Raw genomic sequence first — 21,276 nt, forward strand, 5'->3', positions numbered from 1 at the left:
CGGGTCGTGGCCTCCGGCCACGCCGCCGACCAGGCCACGACAAGAACGAGCACAGGGAGCGGTGAGCGGCACCGTGCAGTTCGACGTACTGATCGAGATCCCCAAGGGGGTCCGCAACAAGTACGAGATGGACCACGAGAGCGGCCGGCTGCGGCTGGACCGGACGCTCTTCACGGCCACTCAGTACCCGGCCGACTACGGATACGTCGAGCACACCCTCGGCATGGACGGCGATCCGCTCGACGCGCTGGTGCTCATCCAGGAGCCGACGTTCCCGGGCTGCCTGGTGGCCGCGCGCGCGATCGGCATGTTCCGGATGACCGACGAGGCCGGCGGCGACGACAAGCTGCTGTGCGTGCCGGCGGGCGACCCCCGCCAGGAGCACCTGCGCGACATCCACCACCTCTCGGAGTACGACCGCCTCGAGATCCAGCACTTCTTCGAGGTCTACAAGGACCTCGAGCCCGGCAAGAGCGTCGAGGGCGCCTCGTGGGTCGGCCGCTCGGACGCCGAGCTGGAGATCAAGGCCTCGCGCAAGCGGGCCGAGGAGCAGGGCACGCACTAGACGCCACGCGGCCGCCGGGACCAGGGGTCCCGGCGGCCGACGCGTCTACCGGGCCGACCGTGTGAGGTCGTCGCGGTCCTGCGGTGCCGGCGTGTCCGGCGCCTCGTGGCGCCCGCCCTCGGGACCGGGGGTCGCGGGACGCGGCGGGGCCACCGTGAGCGTGACGTCCACCGGGCCCGCGGCGCCGTCGACGACGACCTCCTCGGTCACCGGCGCGAAGCCGCTCGCGGTGAGCATGTGCCGGCCGGGCGCGAGGTCGTCGAGCCGGAAGCGGCCGTCGGCGCCGGTGACCGCCGAGGCCACCACGCCGCCGTCACGTCCGACGAGGACGACCAGCGACTCGGGCACGGGCGCCCCGCCCGAGGCCCGCACGGCCCCGGCGAGCGTGTAGCGCGCCACCGGCACCGTCACGTCCGCCCTGCCGCCGCCGTCGCCGACCTCCACCCGCGTGGCCCGCGGTGCGCGCCCGGGGGCGAGGACGGTGACCGTGTAGATCCCGGCCGCGACCTCGCCGCCCTCCCACCGGCCGTCGGCGTCGCTGCGGTGCACGCCGACGACACCGCCGGTGGGGTCGGTGACCGTCACGGTGGCGCCGGCGACGCCCGCGCCGTCGGGCTCGGTGACCCGACCGCCCAGGGTCGCCGCGCGGGCCAGGGCCACGTCACGGCGTACGGGGACGCCGTCGACCGTGACGAGCTCGGCGAACGGCCGGCGCCGCGGCGAGCTGGCGATGAGCACGTACGTTCCGGACGCGGGTGCCCGCAGGACGAAGCCACCGGCCGGGTCGAGGTCCGCGCGCTCCACCGGGGCGCCGTCCAGGCCGTGGAGCGCGACGGTCACCTCGTCCTCCGCCTCGACCGGGTCGCCGGTCGTGCCGGTGACGTGGCCGTGGACGGTCGGTCCCGAGGAGCGGCGCGGCGCGGGGCTCGGCGTGACGGCCGCGCTCGGTGGCCCCCAGCCGGGCTCGACGTCGTGCCGGGACGGCCCGGCGGCCGCCCCCGCGGGCACGGGCGGCGCGGAGGCCGTGGTGTCCAGGGCCGCTGCCCCGGCGGTCGGGCAGCCGACGGCCGCGGCGGTCGTGCTGGGGGTGGCGGCCTGCTCGGCGTCGCGGGCCTGGATGCCCGAGACCGTGCGCAGCGGCAGCTCCCGCATGAACCAGATGAGCACGAAGCCGATCGCCACCACACACGCGGCGACGAGGAACACGAGGTCCATCGAGTCCGCGAACCCGACGAGGAACGGCTCGGCGAGGCGGGGGTCCATGCGCTGCAGGACCGAGGAGTCCTGCACGACCTGCGCCGCGCCCGTCACCGGGTCCAGCGCGACGGCGTTGGCCGGGTCGGCCGCCACCACGGGGTCGGCGGCCGCGGCCCGGAACGACGGGGTGCCGACGGCGGCGGCGAAGGCCGTGCGGATGTTGTCGCCGACGGTGGAGAACAGGATCGACAGGAAGACCGCGACGCCGAGCGTGCCGCCCATCTGCCGGAAGAAGGTGGCCGACGCGGTCGCGACGCCCATGTCCTTGGCCGGCACGGCGTTCTGCACCGCGAGCACGAGGGTCTGCATGCACAGGCCGACACCGAGCCCGAAGATCGCCATGAGGACGGCGACCTCGCCGTAGGGCGTGTCCGCGTGCAGCCGGAGGTGGAACAGCACCAGGCCGACCGTCATGAGGCCGAGGCCGATCACCGGGAAGATCTTGTAGCGACCCGTCCGGGAGGTGAGCTGGCCCGACAGGATCGAGGAGACCATCAGGCCGCCGACCAGCGGCAGCATCTCCAGGCCCGCCTGCGTCGGCGAGGAGCCGGTGACGATCTGGAGGTACTGCGGGACCAGCGCGATGCCGCCGAAGAGCCCGATGCCGGTGATGATCGCGATGATCGAGGTCAGGCTGAACACCGAGTTGTGGAACAGCCGCAGCGGGAGCACGGCGTCGTCGCCGTAGGCGCGCTCGGCGAGGAGGAACGAGACCAGCCCGACCGCCGCGACGACGTAGCAGACGATCGCCGACGTCGAGGTCCAGCCCCACTCCCGGCCCTGCTCCGCGACGACGAGGATCGGTACGAGCGTGACCGCGAGGGCGATCGCGCCGGGGAAGTCGATGCGGTGGTCGCGGCGGGTGTGCGGCAGGTTGAGCACCCGGAACACCACCAGGAACGCGATGATCCCGATGGGCACGTTGACGAGGAAGACCCAGCGCCAGCCGGTGATGCCGAAGATCGTGGTCTGGCCGGCGAGGAACCCGCCGATGACGGGGCCGAGCACGCTCGACGTCCCGAACACCGCAAGGAAGAAGCCCTGGTACCGGGCGCGCTCCCGCGGCGGGACGATGTCACCGATGATCGTGAGCGCGAGGCTCATGAGGCCGCCGGCGCCGAGTCCCTGGATCGCGCGGTACGCGGCGAGCTCGTACATCGACGTCGCGATGGTGCACAGCACCGAGCCGACGACGAAGATCCCGATCGCCGAGAGGAAGAACGGCTTGCGCCCGTAGAGGTCGGAGAGCTTGCCGTAGAGCGGCGTCGAGATCGTGGCCGTGAGCAGGTAGGCCGTCGTCGCCCAGGCCTGCATGTTGAGGCCCTGCAGATCGTCGGCGATCGTCCGGATCGAGGTCGCGACGATGTTCTGGTCGAGCGCGGCCAGGAACATCCCGAGCATCAGCCCGGAGAGGATGGCGAGGATCTGCCGGTGGGTGAAGCCGGTGCTGCTCGCCGCGGTGGCGGCTGCCGGCGGAGCCGCCGGGGCAGCGGTGGTGCTCATGAGGCCTCCGGGGGAGCGACGGCGGGCACGCTCGTCGTGGTGGTGAGGTGGTGGTGCTCGAAGTCGGTGGTCAGCCGGTCGAGGAGCTCGACGAGCTGCACGCGGTCGGCCTCGTCCCAGTGCGCGGTGAGCGCCCCGATCTCGCGGTTGCGACGGTCGCGGTTGGCCTGGAAGACGCGCAGGCCCTCGTCGGTGGCGGCGAGCAGGGTGGCCCGGCCGTCGTCGGGGTCGGGACGTCGCTCGACGAGACCGGCCCGGACGAGGCCGGCGACCTGGCGGCTGACGGTGGAGGGGTCGGAGTGCACCGACTCGGCGAGCGCGTTGGACCGTCGCGGTCCCTCGAGCACGAGGCGGGCGAGCAGGACGTAGGCCGCCCGCTCGACACCGTCCGGGCCGACGGCCTTGCCGGCCTTGGCCCGCTCGACCGCCCGCATCAGGCGGATCATCTGGTGGCCGAGGCGGTCCGAGACCAGCCAGCGGTCGTCCACCCCCGGCGGCGCCGGGAGCCGCGTCGAATCCATTGCATGCTCCGTACAATCGGTTGCTGACTACAAGCATGCACCCGGCGCCCGTGTTCCCGCGCACCGGGCCCGGGTCGAGTACGTCACGGTGCGGTCCGGGGCCGGCGGGTTTCCGCGCGAAGGGCACCTTCGGCCGGATAGAGCGGCGACGGGCGCCCTTCGCCGGAACGCGCCTCGCCCTACGGTGTCGAACCGTGAGCAGCGAGCGCGTCACCTACGAGCGCGACGGGCACGTCGCGACGATCACCTACTCCCGTCCCGAGAAGCTCAACGCGATCGACGGCGCGATGCGCGACGGGCTCAACGAGGCGTTCGACCGCTTCCGCGCCGACGACGAGGCCTGGGTGGGCATCGTGACCGGCGAGGGCCGCGCGTTCTGCGTCGGGGCGGACGCGAGCGGCGAGGGCAACCCGGCCGGCGACTTCCCCGGCTCGTTCTGGGAGCGCCCGACGGTCAACTCGTTCGAGAGCGGCTGGGAGATCTACAAGCCGGTGATCGCCGCGGTGAACGGGCACTGCCTGGGCTACGGGCTGACCCTCGTCACCTGGTGCGACCTCGTGATCGCCAGCGAGCGGGCGACGTTCGGCTTCCCCGAGGTCCGCCTCGGCATCCCCACGATCGTCGGCGCGATCCGCCTGCCCCAGCGCATCGGCTGGCAGCCGGCGATGGAGCTGCTGCTCACCGGCGAGCGCGTCGACGCCGAGCGCGCCCGGGAGATGGGGCTCGTCTCGCGCGTCGTCCCGCACGACGATCTGCTCAGCGAGGCCCGCGCCCTCGCCGACCGCCTGCTCGCCGGCGCGCCCCTGGCCCAGCGGGCGATCAAGGAGATGGCCCGCCGGGCGCCGTACCTGGGCGAGACCGACGCCATCCGCTTCGGCGAGACCATGCGCCGCGTCGCGGGCGCGACCGAGGACGCCGTCGAGGGCATGACCGCGGCGCGCGAGAAGCGCGAGCCCCGCTGGCGAGGTCGCTGAGGAATCGTCTGCGTGGCGTTACGGACACTCAACGTCTGCGGCGCCACGCCGCTGACATCTACGCGACGCGCTCGAAGACCGCCGCCAGGCCCTGGCCGCCGCCGATGCACATGGTCTCGAGGCCGTAGCGGGCCTCGCGGCGCTCCATCTCGCGCAGCATGGTCGCCAGGATCCGCACGCCGGTGGCGCCGACGGGGTGGCCCAGCGAGATGCCCGAGCCGTTGGGGTTCACGCGCTCGTCGGTGATCAGGTCGATGCCCCACTCCCGCCCGACCCCGAGGGCCTGGGCGGCGAACGCCTCGTTCAGCTCGATCACGTCGAGGTCGGAGAGGGAAAGCCCGGCCCGGCCGAGCGCCGCCTCGGTCGCCGGCACCGGCCCGATGCCCATGACCTCCGGGCCCACGCCCGCCACACCCCACGACACCAGCCGCGCCATCGGCCGGAGCCCCAGCTGCTCGGCGCGCTCGGGCGTCGTCACGATGCACACCGCGGCGCCGTCGTTCTGCCCCGAGGCGTTCCCGGCGGTCACCGTCGCCTCCGGGTCCTGCTTGCCCATGATCGGCCGCAGCTTGGCCAGCGAATCGAACGCCGCGTCCGGACGGATGTGCTCGTCCGCCTCGACGACCGTGTCCGACTTGCGCCCCGGCACCGTCACCGGCACCAGCTCGTCGGCGAAGCGCCCGTCCTTGACCGCCGCGGTCGCCTTCTCGTGGGAGCGCACCGCGAGGCGGTCCTGCTCCTCGCGGCCGATCGAGTACCGCTTCCGCACGTTCTCGGCGGTCTCGATCATCCCGCCCCACACCGGGTGGTCCTTGCCGCCGGCGTGCACGCGACCCTCGGCCAGCGCGTCCTTCATCTGGAAGCCGCCCGCCTTGGTGCCCCAGCGCGGCGCCTGGCTGTAGTACGTCGCGCCCGACATCGACTCCGCACCGCCGGCGAGCACCAGCGACGCGCCCCCGGTCTGCACCGCCATCGCCGCGTACAGCACCGCTTGCAGCCCCGACCCGCAGCGCCGGTCGACCTGGATGCCCGGCACCGTCACGTCGAGCCCGGCGTCCAGCGCCGCCACCCGCCCGATCGCCGGGGCGTCCATCGTCGGGTAGCAGTGCCCGAACGCGACGTCCTCGACCTGGTCGGCCGTGATCCCCGTCCGTGCCACCAGCTCACGGATCACCGTCGCCGCCAGCTCCTGGGCCGCCACGTCCCGTAGCGCCCCGCCGAAGCCCCCCACCGGGGTCCGCAGGGGCTCACAGATCACCGCATCGGCCACGGCCGACCTCCTAGTACGCGTAGCGCAGGATGACCTCGGCGACGCACGCCGGCTTGGGCCATCCCTCGATCTCGACGGTCCCCCCGATGGTGGCCTGCACACCGTTCGGGACGTCGGTGACGTCCACCAGACGGCAGTGACCTCGCACACGGGAGCCCACGGGCACCGGCGACGGGAACCGAACCTTGTTCAGCCCGTAGTTCACGGTCATCGAGACACCCTCGACCTTGAAGGTGTCCCACCCGAACTTGGGCATGAGGGCGACGGTGAGGAACCCGTGCGCCACGGTCTTCCCGAACGGCCCCTCGGCGGCGGCCTCCGGGTCGACGTGGATCCACTGGTGGTCGTCGGTGGCGTCGGCGAAGGTGTCGACGCGCTTCTGGTCGACGGTGACCCAGGGGCTGGTGCCCAGGTCCTCGCCCACCGCGCCGCGCAGTTCCTCGACATCGGCGAACACGCGCATTGGGGAGCTCCTCGAGGTTCGGCCCTACAGGTCGGCGGCGAGTTCCTTGGCCTGCCCCACCAGCGACACCCGCTCGGCGGGTGTGCCGGCGAGCGGCGTGACGTTGATCGTGGTGACGCCGGCGGCGGCGAAGGCCTGCAGCCGCTCGGCGACGTAGGAGCGCGGACCGATCAGCGACATCGCGCGCACGAGCTCCTCGGGCACCGCCGCCGCGGCGTCGTCCTTCTTGCCGTCGAGGTAGAGGTCCTGGATCGTGTCCGCCTCCTGCTCGTAGCCGTAGCGGCGGGCGACGTCGTTGTAGAAGTTCTTGCCCTTCGCGCCCATGCCGCCGACGTAGAGCGCGACGAACGGGCGCATGCCGTCGAGCATCGCCTGCGCGGTGGCCTCGTCCTCGGTGATGCACAGCGACGCCTGCAGGTAGACCTGGAGGTCGCCGAGCGCGGGGTCGCGCTTCGCCTTCCCGGCCTCGAGGGACTCGCCCCAGATCTCGTGCGCCCGCTCGGGGACGAAGAAGATCGGCAGCCAGCCCTCGGCGACCTCGGCGGTCAGCGCGACGTTCTTCGGCCCGATGGCGGCGAGGACGATCGGGATCCGGTCGCGCACCGGGTGGTTGATGATCTTCAGCGGCTTGCCGAGGCCCGTGCCCTGGTCGGCGGGCAGCGGGATCGAGTAGTGCTTGCCGGAGTGCTGGACCTTCTCGCGGCGCCACACCTGCCGGCAGATGTCGACGATCTCGCGCGTGCGGCCCAGCGGCGCGTCGTAGCGCAGGCCGTGGAAGCCCTCGATGACCTGCGGCCCGGAGGCCCCGATGCCGAGGGTGAACCGGCCGTTCGAGACGTAGTCGAGCCCCGCGGCGGTCATGGCCGTCAGCGACGGGGTGCGCGTGTAGATCTGCAGGATGCCCGAGGCGATCTCGACGGTGCTCGTGCGCGCGGCGATGTACCCGAGCTGGCTGACCGCGTCGAAGCTGTAGGCCTCCGGCACGAAGACGATGTCGAGCCCGGCCGCCTCGTGCTCGGCCAGCTCCGCGACCGTCTCCTCGAAACCGCCGCTGTAGTTCAGGCCCATCCCGATCCGCACGCTGCCTCCTCGCTCCGCGTCCGACGCCCTGGCCGTCCCGCCGGGGCAGCCTGCCACGATCGCCCGGATCACGGAGGCGGCGGAGGCGAGGACGCGAGGGTGTTCACGACGACGGTGACGGTGCGCGGCTACGAGACCGACGCGAACGGGCACGTCAACCACGCCGTCTACCACCAGTACGGCGAGCACGGGCGCACGGAGTTCCTCCGCGTCGCGGGGCTCGACGTGCCGGACCTGACGGCCGCCGGCCTCGGTCCGGTGATCCTCGAGTCCACCGTCCGGTTCCTGGCCGAGCTGCGCGTCGGCGACGAGGTCGAGGTGGCGCTCGACGTGCGCTTCGGCGAGGGCAAGACGTTCCGGATGGACACCGAGCTCCGTCGCGGCGAGCAGGTGTGCGCGACGCTCACCGGCGTCATGGGGCTGCTCGACCACGCCACCCGCCGGCTCGTCGCCGACCCCCGCGGGCGGATGCTCGCGCTGGCCGACCCGGAGACCGGCCCTCAGCTGCTCGGCAGGCCCTCCGAGGCAGCCCCCGAGAAGTGACCCGGCCACTCCTCGTAGCGGATCCGCGGGGTCTTGCGCACCTCGCCGAGGGTGGACCACTCGCTGCCGCCGAGACGGGCGATCGGCGCGAGCCGCCGGGCGTCGGGACGTCCGTCGACGAGCGCGTCCGAGTCGACGACGGCGTGCACGACGCGGCCGAGCACGATCGTGCAGTTGCCCAGCGGGACGGTGCGCTCCAGCCGGCACTCCAGCGCCACGGGTGACTCGGCGATCCGTGGGGTCGCGATGCGCGACGACGGCTCGCGGGTCAGCCCCGTCGCGTCGATCTCGCTCTCGTCGGCCGGGAAGTCGGTCGCCGTCGCGTTGATCTCCTCGATCAGTTTCTCGGGCGTCAGGCACACCGTGAACTCGCCCGTGGCCTCGGCGTTGCGCAGCGAGTCCTTCTCCCCCACCGACGTGAACTGCACGATCGGCGGGTCGGTGCTCGCCACCGTGAAGAACGAGTGCGGGGCGAGGTTGTCGACGCCGTCGGCCGACCGCGTCACCACCCAGGCGATCGGCCGCGGCACGATCACCTGGGTCAGGAACTGGTAGAAGCGGCCGGCGCCCAGGGCGTCGGGGTCGAAGTCGGTGCGCACGCCGGTCAGTTACCCGGGAGCAGACCGCTCGGCACCAGCTGCGGGCGCTCCGAGGTCGTCGTCCGCGACTCGGAGGTGCTCCCCGTGGTGCTGGTCGGGGTCTCCTCGCCGGACGTCGTCGTGCCCTCCGGCGCGTCGCCGCTGGTGGTGGTCTCCGGCGCGGAGGTCGACGTCGTCGGCTCGGCGGTGCCGAACACCTGCCCGAAGCTCGTCCCCGACTCACCCCCCGAGATGGGCGAGCCCTTGACCCGCTCGATCCCGGTGATGGCGAGCATCGCGATGAGGAAGATCAGCAACGCCGTCGCCGCGAGCACCCCGTAGCGCTTCCAGGGCGTCGAGCGCGGCGGGTCGCCGTCGTCGCCGGGGTCGTCCGGTCCGCCGGGGGCACCGTGCAGGACGGTCGGGTCGTCGTCGGGCCCGCCCATCACGCGGGTGCCGGGACCGACGGCCTGCGCGGCGTCGTCACCGATCGCACGGGTGCGGGGGTCGACGGCCTGGGTCGCGTCGTCGCCGACCGCACGGGTCCGGTCGTCGTCGGGTCCGCCGCCCGGTCCACCGCCCATCGCCATCGTGGCGGGGGCCGCCCCGACGCGCCCGCCGCCGCCGATCACGACGGTGGGCTGCTCGTCCGGGCCGGCGCCCCGGGCCGGGGCCCCGACGGCGACCGTGCGGCGCTCCTCGACCCCGGCGCCTGCTCCGGCCGTGTCGGGGCGACCCGGTCCGCGCCGCGCCTTCATCCGGCTGCGGACGTGGTCGCGGGTCCGCTCGACGGACCGCTGGTAGGCCGCGTCCCCGACGGTGGTGATGACCGCGGCGATCCCGGCGCCGGCCACGGTGCCCGCCGCGCCGCCCATGAAGGAGCCGGCCGCCGCGGTCAGGACCGCGGCGAAGGCCTGCCCGGAGACCTTGATCGCCGACAGCGGGTTCCCGGACGCCGCCGCCGCGCCCTCCGGGCGGTGGCTCGTGGGCTCGTCGCTCGGCCCGGACGTGACGGAGGTGCGCTGGTCGTCGCCCGGCGTGCGCCACGGGCGGTCGTCGGGCGCGCCGCCGTACGGGGCCGCGGGGCCGGCGTGACCACCGTGGCCCGGACGTCCCGATGCTCCGGGCGGCGGCCCGTACTGGCCGGGCGGCGGGCCCTGCGGGGGGAATCCCTGCGGCGGCATTCCCGGCGGGGGCGGGCCCTGCGGGGGCAGGCCCTGGGGCGGCATGCCCTGCGGCGGCCCCTGCCGGGGTGGGCCGGCGGGCGCGCCGTGGCGGCCTCCCTGCGGGCCGGGCTGCGCCGGCGGCCGGGGTTGGCCGGTCGGGCCACCGGGTCCGGGCCGCCCGGGTCCTGCCGGCGGCGCGCCGGGTCCCTGCGGCGCGGCGGGATCGACGCCGTCGGAGCCCGACGCGGCCTGCGCGGCCTCGTCCCCGTCCGGCCCGGGGGCGGAGTGGCGCCCGCGACCGGAGCCGTCCGGGGGTCCGGAGTGCTCGCTCATCCCTGCCCTCGCTGACCTCGGCGACCGGTCACGCGCCCGGACGTGACCGGGTCACCAGGGTGCCCCACGGCCCGGGCCGTCCGTGGGCCGGGCCCTCGGCACCCCCGCACCGGCAGCGTCCGTCAGTCGCCGGAGCGCCGGTGACGACCGCCGGTGCCGCGGAGCATGACCGGCCGGGACGGCCGGGCCTCGCCGCCTCCGGAGAGGTCCTCACGGAACGCGCGCCGCTCGGCTCCACGATCGGACCGGCCGAGGGCCCGGCGGACTTCCTCGTAGATCGGCGTCTGCGTCATGCGCGGCACCCTACGACTCCGCCGACGACGCCCGACGGCCACTCCGACCACACCCACTCGGGGTTTCACACCCCCGCTGAGCTGGGGACACGTCCTCGCGGAGGACCTTGTCGTCGATCATGACCGGACACCGTACGAGCACCGGTCACGAGCCCGCCGACGAGGTCCACCCCAACGGATCAACCGGGCCCGAACAGCCCTCACCCCGTGTCGCCGACGTCGGAGAACCGTGCCCCACCCACCGGTCGAACTCACCGTCCACTCGGCGCAGCCGTACAACGCCGAGCCACCGCGCACGGCCCTCGCCGATCGCGACGTCACACCCCTCGAGGCCTTCTACCACCGCAACCACGCCCCCGAGATGCCGTCACCCGATCCCGGGACGTGGACGCTGCGGGTCGACGGGATGGTCGAACGGCCGGCGACGTTCTCGCTCGGTGCGCTCCGTGAGCGGTTCCGCGAGCACTCGGAGGTCGTGACGCTCCAGTGCGCCGGCAACCGGCGCGCGGGGCTCGCCGAGGTGGCCGACCTGCCGGGCGAGACGCCGTGGGGCCCGGGGGCCACCGGCACGGCGCGCTGGTCCGGTGTGCGCCTCGCCGACGTCCTGCGCGAGGTCGGGGTCGAGCCGGGCGCCACGGACGTCGAGCTCACGGGCGCCGACGTCACCGAGGAGCCGGGTGCCCCCGAGCCCTACGCGGTCTCGGTGCCGCTGGAGAAGGCCCTGGCGCACGAGGTGCTCCTCGCGTGGTCGATGAACGGCGAGCCGCTGCCCGTCGCGCACGGGGCCCCGGTGCGTGTCGTCGTCCCCGGCTGGATCGGGGCGCGCAGCGTGAAGTGGCTCGAGCGCGTCACCGTCGCCGACCGGCCCTGCGACGGGCACTACCAGGCCGTCGCGTACCGGCTGCTGCCCGCCGACGCCTCCCCCGCGCGCGGCCGCGGCGTCCCGCTCGGCCCGATCGCGGTGAACGCCGACGTCCTCGCCCCCGCCGACCGTGCCGAGGTCCCGCCCGGCCCCACGCGGGTCACGGGCTACGCCCTCGCCGGCGGCGACCGCACCGTGGTGCGCGTCGACGTCTCCACCGACGACGGCCGGACCTGGCGCGAGGCGGACCTCGACCCGCAGGCCTCGCGGTGGAGCTGGCGGCTGTGGCACGCCGAGCTCGACCTGCCGCCCGGGACCACCCGCGTCGTCGCCCGCGCCTGGGACTCGGCGGCCGGGGTCCAGCCCGCCGACCCGGCCGAGGTCTGGAACCCGAAGGGCTACGTCAACAACTCCTGGGCCCGCGTGACGCTGCACGCTGTCTGACCCGAACACGGGTGGGCGGGCGCGCACCGGATATCCGCGTAGGCACCGTCGTGGTGCGAATCCGGAGGTCGTCATCCATGAGCAACGGCGCTCGCTCGTCCCGCCGCCCATCCATCGGTGTCCTCGTCGCCGTCCTGTTGGCCGTCCTGCTCGTCCTGGCCGGGGTGCTGTTCTGGCTCGCCCAGAGCACGGCGCCCTCGAGCGGCTCCACCACCAACGGCTCCCTCGGGGCACTGGTCGTGCTCCTCGCACCCGCCTGATCCCGCGCCCGGGCGCCCGACCCGGCACGATGCGCACGTCGTCGCTCGTGCACCGGAGGGAGGGTCCGTGGGTCAGGCCCCCGACGTGGACACCGAGGAGCACGAGCCCGACTACCGGTTCACCCTCGCCAACGAGCGCACCTTCCTCGCGTGGCTGCGGACGTCGCTCTCGCTGCTGGCCGCGGGCGTGGCCGTCGTCCAGCTCCTGCCCGAGTTCGCCGTCCCCGGGACGCGGCTCGTCGTCGGCGGCCTGCTCGCGGCGCTGGCCGTCATCACCGCCGCGGGCGGGGTGCTGCGCTGGCGCGGGGTGGAGTTCGCGATCCGGCGGGGCCGGCCGCTGCCGACGCAACGCATGCCGTGGGTGCTCGCCGGCGGGCTCGTCGTCCTCGCCCTGTTCGGCCTCGTGCTGATCGCCCTGCGGGGCGCGGCGTGACCTCCCCGTCGGACGGGGGGCTGCAGGCCGAGCGCACCGGGCTGTCGTGGAGCCGGACGTCGCTCGGCGTGGGCGCCAACGCGGTGCTGCTCGCGGCCCGGGAGCTCACCCACGACGAGCCGGGACAGGCGCTCGTGCTGGCCGGGGCCGCGGCCCTGCTCGCGGTGGTGATCGCCGTCTACGGGCGGCACCGAACGCGGCTGCTGAGCCGCACCCCGCTGCCCTCGCCGCTGGCCGCCGACCGGGCCGTCCCGCTGCTCGGGGGCGCGGTGGCCCTGTTGGCGCTGGTCACCGGTGTGGTGCTGGTGCTGCCGTAGCCGCGGGCGCGCGCTGCTCCGGGGTGGGCCCGGAGCGGATGAGCGTGACGAGCCCCGCGACGGCCACCACCGCGCTCAGCACGGCGAGGAACCCGCCCGACAGGCCGAGCGCGAAGCGCTCGCCGAGCACGACGATGCCGATCGCCATCGCCGTGACCTGGTCGGCGGTGATCTGCGTGGACAGCCCGGCGTCGAGCCCCCCGTCGCGGTAGGCGGTCTGCAGCAGCAGGACCGACGCCACGGGCAGCACCACGACCGCGGCGAGCACGGCCCCGATGAGCCACGGCGACCGGCCGTCCTGCACCAGCCGGAACGTCAGGCGGACGAGGCCCGACGTCGCCCCGGCGCACAGGCCGGAGACCGCGGCGCGCATGACGGCCCGCGGCACGGCAGGCGCGCGCCCGCTCGCCCCCGCCACCAGCAGCGCGACGAGGGGGACGACGAGCAGGGTCGTGAGCACGATCCCGGCGTCCGGGCGGGTGTCCGACGGCTGGTGCTCGGCGAGCCCGAAGAGCCCCGCCAGCCCGATGACGAGCACCACGGCGCCGATCCACTCGCCGCGGTGGATGCGGCGACGCTCGAGCCACGCGTCGAGGGGCAGCGCCAGGATCAGCGACGTCACGCCGATCGGCTGGACGAGGGTGATCGAGCCGAAGCCGAGGGCGACGACGTGGATGAGCGCCCCGAGCACCATCGCGGTCACCCCGCCCCACCACCAGGGACGGCGCAGCAGCGCCCCGAAGAACGGCACGCCGGTGCCGGTGCGGGTGGAGCCGTCGACGGTGCGGGCGGTCTCGCGCCGCTGCAGGGCCGCGGAGAGCGCGTAGGCCAGCGCGGAGCAGCAGGCGAGGGCGACCGCGATGGACGAGTGGGCGGTCACCGGCGGCGCCCACGGGGAGGTGACACGGACGGGGGTGACACGGGGAGGAGTGGCACGGCGGCGAGGTACCCGGTCCGGACGGTCAGCGCACGAACGCGCTGTGGCCGGTGACCGCCTTGCCGACGATCAACGTGTTCATCTCGCGGGTGCCCTCGAACGAGTACAGCGCCTCGGCGTCGGCGAAGTAGCGCCCGACGCCGTTGCCCAGGATCACCCCGTTGCCGCCGACGAGCTGGCGAGCCCACGCGACGGTCTCGCGCATCCGGCTCGCGCAGAACTCCTTGGCCAGCGCGGAATGCGCGTCGGAGCCCCGGCCGGCGTCGAGGAGCTGGGCGTTGCGCACCGCCATCCCGAGCGAGGCGGTGACGTTGCCCAGCATCTGGACGAGCAGCTCCTGCATGAGCTGGAACCCGGCGATCGGGCGGCCGAACTGCTGGCGCTGCAACGCGTAGGACAGGGCGAGCTCGTAGGCCCCCATCTGCGTACCGACCGCGCCCCAGGAGGCGTTGCCGCGGGTGAGCCGCAGGACCCCGCCGGCATCGTCGAACGTGCCCGTGCCGCCGGAGAGCCGGTGGTCGTCGGGCACCCGGACCCCGCGCAGGGCGATGTCGGCGTTCTGGACGATGCGCAGCGCCGTCTTGCCCTCGATCTTGGCGATCGTCATGCCCTCGGTGTCGCGGGGGACGACGAACCCGCGCACCTCGTTCGTCTCGAGGTCGCGCGCCCAGACGACGACGATGTCGGCGAACGTCGCGTTGCCGATCCATCGCTTGTCGCCGTCGAGCACCCACTCGTCGCCGTCGCGGCGGGCGGTGGTCCGCATGCCGCCCGCCACGTCGGAGCCCCCGTCCGGCTCGGTGAGCCCGAACGCGCCGATCGTCTCCATCCGCGCCATCGAGGGCAGCCAGCGCTGCCGCTGCTCCTCCGTGCCGCCGGCGTACACCGAGCCCATCGCGAGGCCCGTGTGGATGCCGAAGAAGCTGTTCACCGACGGGTCGACCCGCGCGATCTCGGCGTGCAGGAAGCCGAGGAACAGGCGGCGGGCGGGCTCGGTCCGACCCTCGCCGAGCCCGTAGGGCAGGCCCGCGAGGTCGAGCTCCGCGAAGCCCTTGACCAGCTGCACCGGGAACTCGGCGCGCTCCCAGGCGTTCTCGACCAGCGGGGCGACGTCCTCGCCGAGGTAGGAGCGCAAGCGCCGCAGCGTCGCGGTCTCGTCGTCGGTGAGCAGGTCCGCGTAGTCGAAGAAGTCGGCCACCGCGTCCCGGTCCGGGGCGAGGTCGAGCGCGGGCCGCGGCAGGGCGGGGAAGTCGGACGGGAGCTCGGGCATGCCCTCCAGCGTGGCCCGCCCCGGCGGGGCACGCCACTGATCACCGCCGGGCCGCGCCGAGATGATGCTTGTACTATCCAAGCAAATGGACCCCACGGTCGTGCTCGCTCCCGGCGGGCGCGGTGCGGCCGGTGGACGATGGGACGCGGCCGAACCGTGTCGAGAGAGGTGGACGTCGGTGGACGGACAGGAACCGATCATGATCTTCGGTCGGGTGACGCGGAGCGACGGTGGCCCGGTGCCCGGTGCCGCGCTGACGCTGTGCGACCTCTCCGGTGACCAGCTCGACCGCGCCGCCGCGGACGAGGGCGGGCACTTCCAGCTCGTGCCGCCGACCGGCGGGACCTACCTGGTCATCTGCGCGTCGTCGACCCACCAGCCGCACGCGTCACTGGTCGCCGTCGCCGACCGTCCGCTGCGCCACGACGTCGGACTGACCGGCGGCGGGGCCTCGCTCGGCGGCACCGTCGGCGTGCGGCACGGGGCGGGGACCAACGGCAACGGCACCGGCGTGCGCGGCTGGGACGACGTCGTGCTCACGCTCACCGACGTGCGCGGCACCGTCGTCGCCGTGACCCGCTCGGGCACCGACGGCGGCTACCGCTTCTCCGACCTCACCGAGGGCACCTACACGCTGACCGCCGCGGCGCCGCGCCTCGCGCCGGTCGCCGAGACCGTCCGCGTCCCCGGCGAGGGCCACGTGACCCACGACGTCGCGCTGGCCACCCGCACCCAGCTCTCCGGCACCGTCCGTTCGGCGGGCGCGGGGCGCCCCGTCGCCGAGGCCCTGGCCACGCTGGTCAGCGAGGACGGCCACGTCGTCGGCTCGCGCGTCACCGGCGAGGACGGCTCGTTCCGCTTCGACGACGTCGCCCACGGCGTCTACACCATCACCGCGAGCGGCTACGCCCCCGTGGCCTCGGAGATCGAGATCGGACCGGGCCACCCGTCCGACGTAGTGCTCAGCCTCGTGCCCCCGGCCGTCGAGGGGACGCCGTCGCGCCCGGACGCGCCGCTCGGTGACGACGGGGCGGCCGCGGGCAACGGCGACGGTGGCGGGCGCCACGTCCACCACCTCGACACCGACGACGGCGCCGAGACGCCGCGCACGAACAGCCGGTCGGGCGGCGAGCTGCGGTGAGCGCCGGGGAGCGCCTCGGACACGGAGCGGAGCGGAGCTGGACCATCGACACGGCCCCGACGGCCCCCGGCGCACCCCGGGGCGACGGGCGGATCCGCGGTCTCGCCGTGACGAGCGACGGCTGGCCCGTGCCGTTCGCCGTCGTCACGGTGATCGACGCGGCCGGCACCCAGGTCGGCGGTACCTCGGTGCGCGGGGACGGCACGTTCGAGGTCGAGGGCCTGCCCGAGCGGCCCGCCACCGTGATCACCTCGGCGGTCGGGCACTCCCCGGCGGCACGCCCGCTGTCCGGGCCGGGCGACCTGGGCCGCGTGGTCCTGACGCGCTCGGGCGCGCTGAGCCTGCCCGCCCCGGGGCGCTGGGAGATCGACCCCGTCCACTCGCGCATCGCCGCGTCGGCGTTCCATCTGGGCATCACCAAGGTCCACGGGCGCCTGCGGAGCTTCTCCGGGGCGATCGAGATGGGCGCCGACCTCGCGGGGACGCGGGTGCACGCCGCCATCGACCCGGCGAGCGTCGACACCGATGACGACACCCGCGACCAGCACCTGCGCGCCGGCGACTTCCTCGACGTCCTCGCGTTCCCGCGCATCGAGTTCTCCTCGACCGCGATCACCGCCCAGAGCCCCGACCACTGGACGATGACCGGCGACCTGGTGCTCAAGGGCGTGCGCAACACCGTCGCCCTCGACGTCGTCTACCACGGATCCGGGCCGGACCTCTGGGGCGGCGAGCGCGCGGGCTTCAGCGCGACCACCCAGCTCTCGCGCGACGACTTCGACATCCGCTGGAACCAGTCGGTGATCGCCGGCATCTTCGCCGTCGGCCGCACCCTGCGCATCGAGATCGACATCGAAGCGGTGCGCACGTCCTGAGACCCGGTGAGGGAGCGCCGGGCACCGTCAGGTCGGCACCGGCTCGTGGTCGCTCTCGCCCGGGGCCACGCCGAGCACGAGGTCGTGGACGACCGGGCGGCCGTCGACCGAGATCAGCACGGCGCGCGGCCGGGCGGCCCGCCCGCCCATGCGGTGCGGGGTGCAGACCAGCATGAAGTCCCCGGCCCCCGGCGGATCGAGCTGGTAGGTGCCGTCGACCTCGGTGTGCACGCGCCCGACCTGCTCGCCGCCGTCGGAGACCAGCGTCAGCACCGCCGGGCGGGCGTCGCCGTCGAGCCCGAGGACGCGGCCGTGGACGGGGCCGGCCGCCACGCCCGCGTCCTCGTCGGCCTCCTCGTGGGCGTCGGCGTCCGGGACCTCCTCGCGCGGGTCCGGGGCGAACTGCGGCTCGCCGGCGGTGAGCCCGCCGCTGTTGGCCCGGGTGACGACGGCCATGAGCACGATCGCGACCAGGACGAGCGCCACCGGAGCGACGAACGACCAGTCCGGGGCGAAGCGCTGGACCACGGCGTTGCCGCCCGCGGCGGCGATCACGGCGAGCAGGCGCAGCGGGGAGTTCCAGTTCCACGTGAAGGGCTTGTGCAGCTCGACGAGGCTCGAGACCCAGTTGGTGATCGTCCCGGACATGAAGCTCGTCGGGGTCCCGGCCGGGCCGACGTAGCGCACGGCCGCCGCCTGGACGCCCATCGCCAGCCCGGAGCCGACGACCAGCACGACGACCTTCCACTGGACCAGCGGACCGTCCTCGTCGACCCCGTACCAGAACCCGCCGAGCAGCAGGAGCAGCGCCAGCTCGAACGTCAGCGTCGCGCCGACGGCGTTGCGCCACGGCCAGCGGCGCATCGCCAGCCCGCAGAAGACGGTGCCGGCGACCAGGCCGGAGCAGTAACCGCCGATCGCGCAGATGTTGTCGAGGATCTGGGCGACGTCGCCCTGCCCGAGGCCCAGGCCGAGCATCACGAGGTTGCCGGTCATCGTCGAGGCGAAGACCTGGTTGAAGGCGAAGTAGGTCACGACGTCGATCGCGCCCGCCGCGGCCGTGAGCATCACGGTCACGGCGCTCAGCGTCCGGGGTCGCCGCTCTGGTTCGTCGAAGCCGGTCACACACACCGACGCTGTCAGCGGTCCTTGACGAACTGATGACGGATGTGGGGCGTTCGTGTGAGGCTGCTCCGACGACCGGCCCAGCGCGACTCAGCGCACGGCCGCACGCTCGCGCAGCACGACGTCGACGTGCACCGGCGACCCGTTGACCGTGACCCGGGTGGCGGACGGCGCCGCGTCCGCCCTCGTCGTCACGTGGCCTCCGCCGTCAGACCGTGAGGTTCGGTCGACTATAGGCATGCCTCGTCGAGCCCCGCGGCGTGACGCCCTCGTACCGTGCGCCGGGTACGCCGCACGTCCACCCCGGGAGCCCGCCCGTGACCGTCCTGACCGCCGACGCCGTGCGCCGCTCGATGATCAACTGCTCGAAGGGCGACGCGAAGCGGATGACGCTCGCCGACGACGTCGTCGGCACCGACCTCGAGGAGGTCGAGTTCGTCGGCTGGCGCGACCCGCGCATGCCGCAGCGGGCGTACCTCGTGAGCCTCCACGAGGGCGCCGTCACCGGCGTACTCCTGCGGCCGGCCGCGGGCGGCGGGCCCCGGCGCACGGCGATGTGCGCGCTGTGCCGCACCACCCGCTCGGGCGGCGACGTCACGCTCTTCACCGCGCCGCGCGCGGGCGCCTCCGGGCGCGACGGCAACACCGTCGGCACCTACATCTGCGACGACCTCGCCTGCTCCGCGACGACGCGCCTCGAGAAGGCGACCCCGAGCGTCGCGCCCGAGCTCAGCCACCCCGTGGACGAGCGCGTCGCCGGGCTGCGCGTCCGCCTCGACACCTTCCTCGCCTCGATCCGCGGCACGGTCGACGCGGTGTGACTCAGGACGTGCGCAGACCGGCGACGAGGAGGGCGACGAGCCGCCGCGCGTCGTAGCGGGGGTCGTCGGCCCCGATGCAGAGGTTCCCGACGCCGCGCATCAGCTCGAGGGCCCCGATGTCGGCGCGGACCTCGCCGGCCTCGGCGGCCGCCGCGAGCAGCGCGGCGCAGGCGGGCACGAGCCGGTCCAGGAAGTGGTCGTGCAGACCCTCGAACCCGTCGCCGTCGCGCAGCGCGCCGGCCAGGCCGTGCTTGGTGACGAGGAAGTCGACGAACCCGTCGATCCAGCGGACCAGGGCGTCGTACGGCGCGGACGGCCCCGCGAGCGCGGCCGCCCCGGCCTCCGCGAGGGCCTCGACCTGGTGGCGGTAGACGGCGACCACGAGGTCCGCCCGCGTCGGGAAGTGGCGGTAGACCGTGCCCACCCCGACCCCCGCCCGGGCGGCGATGTCGCGCACAGGGGCCTCGACACCGGAGGCGACGAAGGCCGCGGCGGCGGCGTCGAGCAGGGCCTCCTCGTTCCGCCGGGCGTCGGCCCGCCGGCGGGGGACCTGCTCGGACGCCATCGCGACACCCTCCTGGAAAAGCGGAACAAAGTTCCGTATCGTCGGCGGAACAAAGTTCCGCTTGACCATCGTGCCAGGTGGAGCCCCCATGAGGAAACGCCGGAGGCGTCGACATGTCCCCCACCAGCTTCGGGATCCTGACCGCCCCGATGAACGTCGAGTACGCCGACCTCGTCCGGGTCTGGCAGGAGGCCGACGCCGTCCCGGAGATCGAGCACGCGTGGCTGTTCGACCACCTCATGCCGATCGGCGGTGACTCGGACGGTCCGATCTTCGAGGGGTGGACGCTGCTCGCGGCGCTCGCCGCGCAGACGCGACGGCTGCGGCTCGGGCTGCTCGTCACCAGCAACCGCATCCGGCCGCCGGCGATGCTCGCCAAGATCGCGACGACCGTCGACGTCGTCTCCGGCGGGCGGCTCGACTTCGGCATCGGGGCGGGCTCGCGCCCGAGCCATCCGCTGGCGCGTCGTGAGTACGACGCCCACGGCCTGCCGTACGCCGACTTCGGCGACTCGGTCGGTGCCCTGGCGGAGGCCTGCACGGTGATCCGGCGGCTGTGGACCGAGAGCGAGCCGTTCGACGTCGCGGGCGACCACGTGCAGCTGATCGGGGCGTTCGGCAACCCGAAGCCCGTCCAGCGCCCGCACCCGCCGATCCTCATCGGCGGGCGCTCGGGTCCGACGCTGCGCGTGGTCGCCGAGCACGCCGACATCTGGAACATCCCCGGCGGCGACCTCGAGGACGTCACGGCCCGCAGCGCGCTGCTCGACCGCTACTGCGCCGAGATCGGCCGGAACCCGGCGTCGATCACCCGCTCGATCCACCTGCCCGTGTCCTACGACGACCCCGGCAGCACGCGCACAGCGGTCGGCGAGGCGGTCGAGGCCGGCTTCTCGCACGTGGTGCTCGGGCTGTCCGCGCCCTACCCGGCGGGCGTCGCCCGCTGGGTGGCGGACGAGATCGTTGCCGGGAGAGAGAGTGATACTGCCTAGGACCCGGCCTGCGGCACGAGGACGGGCAGGGCGCGCAGCGCGAGGTCGACGAGCACCGGCTGGGCCTGCTCCTCGGGGACCGGGCGGTCGGGCGTCAGCGTGAAGCTGGCCGTCACCCGGCCGTAGACGACGACCAGCACCGGGCCCTCGGGGTCGGGGTAGAACACCGCCTCGGCGGCGCCGAAGGGCACCGGCTGGGCCGGCACGCCGGAGCTGGCCTGCGCGTCACGGTTGACCTGCGACTGCGCGGTCGCGGCCTGCGGGGTGGTGTACCCGCTGGTCAGCACCTTGAGGATGAGGGTGTCCGACGGCGGTGCGCCCGGGCCGCCGAGCGAGGTGTAGTTGCACGTCACCCGCTCGAGGCGCCCGACCGAGGGCGCGGGGACGTCGCGCAGGTCGGTGACGCGCACGGTGCCGAGCGGCAGGCCGAGATAGTTCGGCACCTGCTCGGACGGCAGCACCTGGTCGCAGTCGGTCGGCAGGATGCTGTTGCGGGGCGGCGGTGCACTCGTCGCGGGCGCCGCGCCGGGGCCCGGGAACGTGGGGATCGGCGGGGTGCCGCTGGGGAGGCTGGACGAGCAGGCGCTCAGCAGCAGGGCGAGCCCGGAGACCGCGCCCGCGAGCGCCACACGGCCGCGTCGGGGCCCCCGCCGCGCCGGCCCCGTCGCCGGACACGTCGCCGGACCCG

The 21,276-nt window shown here is 74.4% G+C and carries 24 protein-coding genes; 11 read left to right on the plus strand and 13 right to left on the minus strand.

The window, feature by feature from the left end:
• The first annotated feature begins 73 nt into the window (after positions 1-73).
• Positions 74-565: an inorganic diphosphatase gene (locus OG774_RS16290; protein ID WP_328310986.1), complete on the plus strand. Its 492-nt coding sequence runs from the start codon at positions 74-76 to the stop codon at positions 563-565.
• Between the two features lie 45 nt (positions 566-610).
• Here OG774_RS16290 and OG774_RS16295 read toward each other — a convergent pair whose 3' ends face one another.
• Positions 611-3,325, minus strand: a complete 2,715-nt coding sequence (locus OG774_RS16295; protein WP_328302266.1) for an MFS transporter — start codon at positions 3,323-3,325, stop codon at positions 611-613.
• Positions 3,322-3,846, minus strand: a complete 525-nt coding sequence (locus OG774_RS16300) for a MarR family winged helix-turn-helix transcriptional regulator (protein WP_328302268.1) — start codon at positions 3,844-3,846, stop codon at positions 3,322-3,324. The genes OG774_RS16295 and OG774_RS16300 overlap by 4 nt, the downstream gene beginning before the upstream one ends.
• A 194-nt stretch (positions 3,847-4,040) precedes the next feature.
• Between OG774_RS16300 and OG774_RS16305 the strand changes: the two genes are divergently transcribed.
• Complete coding sequence (locus tag OG774_RS16305; RefSeq protein ID WP_328302270.1) at positions 4,041-4,820, plus strand: enoyl-CoA hydratase/isomerase family protein; 780 nt, start codon at positions 4,041-4,043, stop codon at positions 4,818-4,820.
• 58 nt (positions 4,821-4,878) lie between these two features.
• On the opposite strand, the gene OG774_RS16310 is transcribed toward OG774_RS16305, so the two are convergent.
• The 3 genes from OG774_RS16310 to OG774_RS16320 are packed head-to-tail and all read right to left on the minus strand — an operon-like array spanning position 4,879 to position 7,633.
• Positions 4,879-6,090: an acetyl-CoA C-acetyltransferase gene (locus tag OG774_RS16310; RefSeq protein WP_328302272.1), complete on the minus strand. Its 1,212-nt coding sequence runs from the start codon at positions 6,088-6,090 to the stop codon at positions 4,879-4,881.
• 10 nt (positions 6,091-6,100) lie between these two features.
• Positions 6,101-6,553 carry a MaoC family dehydratase gene (locus tag OG774_RS16315; protein ID WP_328302274.1) on the minus strand — a complete coding sequence of 151 codons (453 nt, stop codon included), beginning with the start codon at positions 6,551-6,553 and terminating at the stop codon, positions 6,101-6,103.
• Between the two features lie 24 nt (positions 6,554-6,577).
• Positions 6,578-7,633 carry an LLM class F420-dependent oxidoreductase gene (locus OG774_RS16320; protein ID WP_328302276.1) on the minus strand — a complete coding sequence of 352 codons (1,056 nt, stop codon included), beginning with the start codon at positions 7,631-7,633 and terminating at the stop codon, positions 6,578-6,580.
• Between the two features lie 99 nt (positions 7,634-7,732).
• On the opposite strand from OG774_RS16320, the gene OG774_RS16325 reads away from it, so the two are divergent.
• On the plus strand, positions 7,733-8,176 hold the full coding sequence (locus OG774_RS16325; protein WP_328302278.1) for an acyl-CoA thioesterase: 444 nt from the start codon (positions 7,733-7,735) through the stop codon (positions 8,174-8,176).
• Here OG774_RS16325 and OG774_RS16330 read toward each other — a convergent pair.
• The 3 genes from OG774_RS16330 to OG774_RS16340 form a co-directional block, all read right to left on the minus strand.
• The gene (locus OG774_RS16330) at positions 8,134-8,775 is read right to left on the minus strand and encodes a flavin reductase family protein (protein WP_328302280.1); all 642 of its coding nucleotides are present in this window, start codon (positions 8,773-8,775) and stop codon (positions 8,134-8,136) included. The genes OG774_RS16325 and OG774_RS16330 overlap by 43 nt on opposite strands.
• 5 nt (positions 8,776-8,780) lie before the next feature.
• The gene (locus tag OG774_RS16335) at positions 8,781-10,253 is read right to left on the minus strand and encodes a hypothetical protein (RefSeq protein WP_328302282.1); all 1,473 of its coding nucleotides are present in this window, start codon (positions 10,251-10,253) and stop codon (positions 8,781-8,783) included.
• A 122-nt stretch (positions 10,254-10,375) separates the two neighbouring features.
• The gene (locus tag OG774_RS16340) at positions 10,376-10,546 is read right to left on the minus strand and encodes a hypothetical protein (RefSeq protein ID WP_274196001.1); all 171 of its coding nucleotides are present in this window, start codon (positions 10,544-10,546) and stop codon (positions 10,376-10,378) included.
• Positions 10,547-10,775: 229 nt separating this feature from the next.
• On the opposite strand from OG774_RS16340, the gene OG774_RS16345 reads away from it, so the two are divergent.
• From OG774_RS16345 to OG774_RS16360, 4 genes are all read left to right on the plus strand, one after another.
• Entirely contained in the window at positions 10,776-11,852 is a 1,077-nt protein-coding gene (locus tag OG774_RS16345; RefSeq protein ID WP_328302285.1) for a sulfite oxidase, read from the plus strand.
• A gap of 77 nt (positions 11,853-11,929) precedes the next feature.
• A complete protein-coding gene (locus OG774_RS16350; protein WP_328302287.1) occupies positions 11,930-12,112 on the plus strand; it encodes a hypothetical protein in 183 nt (60 codons plus the stop codon).
• Positions 12,113-12,179: 67 nt separating this feature from the next.
• Positions 12,180-12,545 carry a YidH family protein gene (locus tag OG774_RS16355; RefSeq protein ID WP_328302289.1) on the plus strand — a complete coding sequence of 122 codons (366 nt, stop codon included), beginning with the start codon at positions 12,180-12,182 and terminating at the stop codon, positions 12,543-12,545.
• Positions 12,542-12,862, plus strand: coding sequence for a DUF202 domain-containing protein (locus OG774_RS16360; protein WP_328302291.1), 321 nt, complete (start codon positions 12,542-12,544; stop codon positions 12,860-12,862). Before OG774_RS16355 ends, OG774_RS16360 begins: the two co-directional genes overlap by 4 nt.
• On the opposite strand, the gene OG774_RS16365 is transcribed toward OG774_RS16360, so the two are convergent.
• Together OG774_RS16365 and OG774_RS16370 are read right to left on the minus strand one after the other, a co-directional pair.
• The gene (locus tag OG774_RS16365) at positions 12,834-13,742 is read right to left on the minus strand and encodes a DMT family transporter (RefSeq protein ID WP_328302293.1); all 909 of its coding nucleotides are present in this window, start codon (positions 13,740-13,742) and stop codon (positions 12,834-12,836) included. The genes OG774_RS16360 and OG774_RS16365 overlap by 29 nt on opposite strands.
• Before the next feature lie 82 nt (positions 13,743-13,824).
• Positions 13,825-15,069, minus strand: coding sequence for an acyl-CoA dehydrogenase family protein (locus OG774_RS16370; protein WP_328302295.1), 1,245 nt, complete (start codon positions 15,067-15,069; stop codon positions 13,825-13,827).
• A 178-nt stretch (positions 15,070-15,247) separates the two neighbouring features.
• On the opposite strand from OG774_RS16370, the gene OG774_RS16375 reads away from it, so the two are divergent.
• Together OG774_RS16375 and OG774_RS16380 are read left to right on the plus strand one after the other, a co-directional pair.
• Positions 15,248-16,210, plus strand: coding sequence for an MSCRAMM family protein (locus tag OG774_RS16375; protein ID WP_328302297.1), 963 nt, complete (start codon positions 15,248-15,250; stop codon positions 16,208-16,210).
• Positions 16,207-17,085 (plus strand): YceI family protein, encoded by an 879-nt coding sequence (locus OG774_RS16380; RefSeq protein WP_328302299.1) that lies wholly within the window; start codon positions 16,207-16,209, stop codon positions 17,083-17,085. The genes OG774_RS16375 and OG774_RS16380 overlap by 4 nt, the downstream gene beginning before the upstream one ends.
• 27 nt (positions 17,086-17,112) lie before the next feature.
• On the opposite strand, the gene OG774_RS16385 is transcribed toward OG774_RS16380, so the two are convergent.
• On the minus strand, positions 17,113-18,153 hold the full coding sequence (locus OG774_RS16385) for a YoaK family protein (protein WP_328310988.1): 1,041 nt from the start codon (positions 18,151-18,153) through the stop codon (positions 17,113-17,115).
• 374 nt (positions 18,154-18,527) lie between these two features.
• On the opposite strand from OG774_RS16385, the gene OG774_RS16390 reads away from it, so the two are divergent.
• Positions 18,528-19,031: an FBP domain-containing protein gene (locus OG774_RS16390; RefSeq protein ID WP_328302301.1), complete on the plus strand. Its 504-nt coding sequence runs from the start codon at positions 18,528-18,530 to the stop codon at positions 19,029-19,031.
• Position 19,032: 1 nt separating this feature from the next.
• Here the strand turns inward: OG774_RS16390 and OG774_RS16395 are convergent, their stop codons facing one another.
• On the minus strand, positions 19,033-19,596 hold the full coding sequence (locus OG774_RS16395; protein WP_328302303.1) for a TetR/AcrR family transcriptional regulator: 564 nt from the start codon (positions 19,594-19,596) through the stop codon (positions 19,033-19,035).
• Positions 19,597-19,709: 113 nt separating this feature from the next.
• On the opposite strand from OG774_RS16395, the gene OG774_RS16400 reads away from it, so the two are divergent.
• Entirely contained in the window at positions 19,710-20,588 is an 879-nt protein-coding gene (locus OG774_RS16400) for an LLM class flavin-dependent oxidoreductase (RefSeq protein WP_328302305.1), read from the plus strand.
• On the opposite strand, the gene OG774_RS16405 is transcribed toward OG774_RS16400, so the two are convergent.
• Entirely contained in the window at positions 20,585-21,217 is a 633-nt protein-coding gene (locus OG774_RS16405; RefSeq protein ID WP_328302307.1) for a hypothetical protein, read from the minus strand. The two genes, OG774_RS16400 and OG774_RS16405, sit on opposite strands and share 4 nt — an antisense overlap.
• Positions 21,218-21,276 lie beyond the last annotated feature (59 nt).

It is taken from the genome of Actinomycetospora sp. NBC_00405, from assembly GCF_036044095.1.
GTDB lineage: Bacteria > Actinomycetota > Actinomycetes > Mycobacteriales > Pseudonocardiaceae > Actinomycetospora > Actinomycetospora callitridis.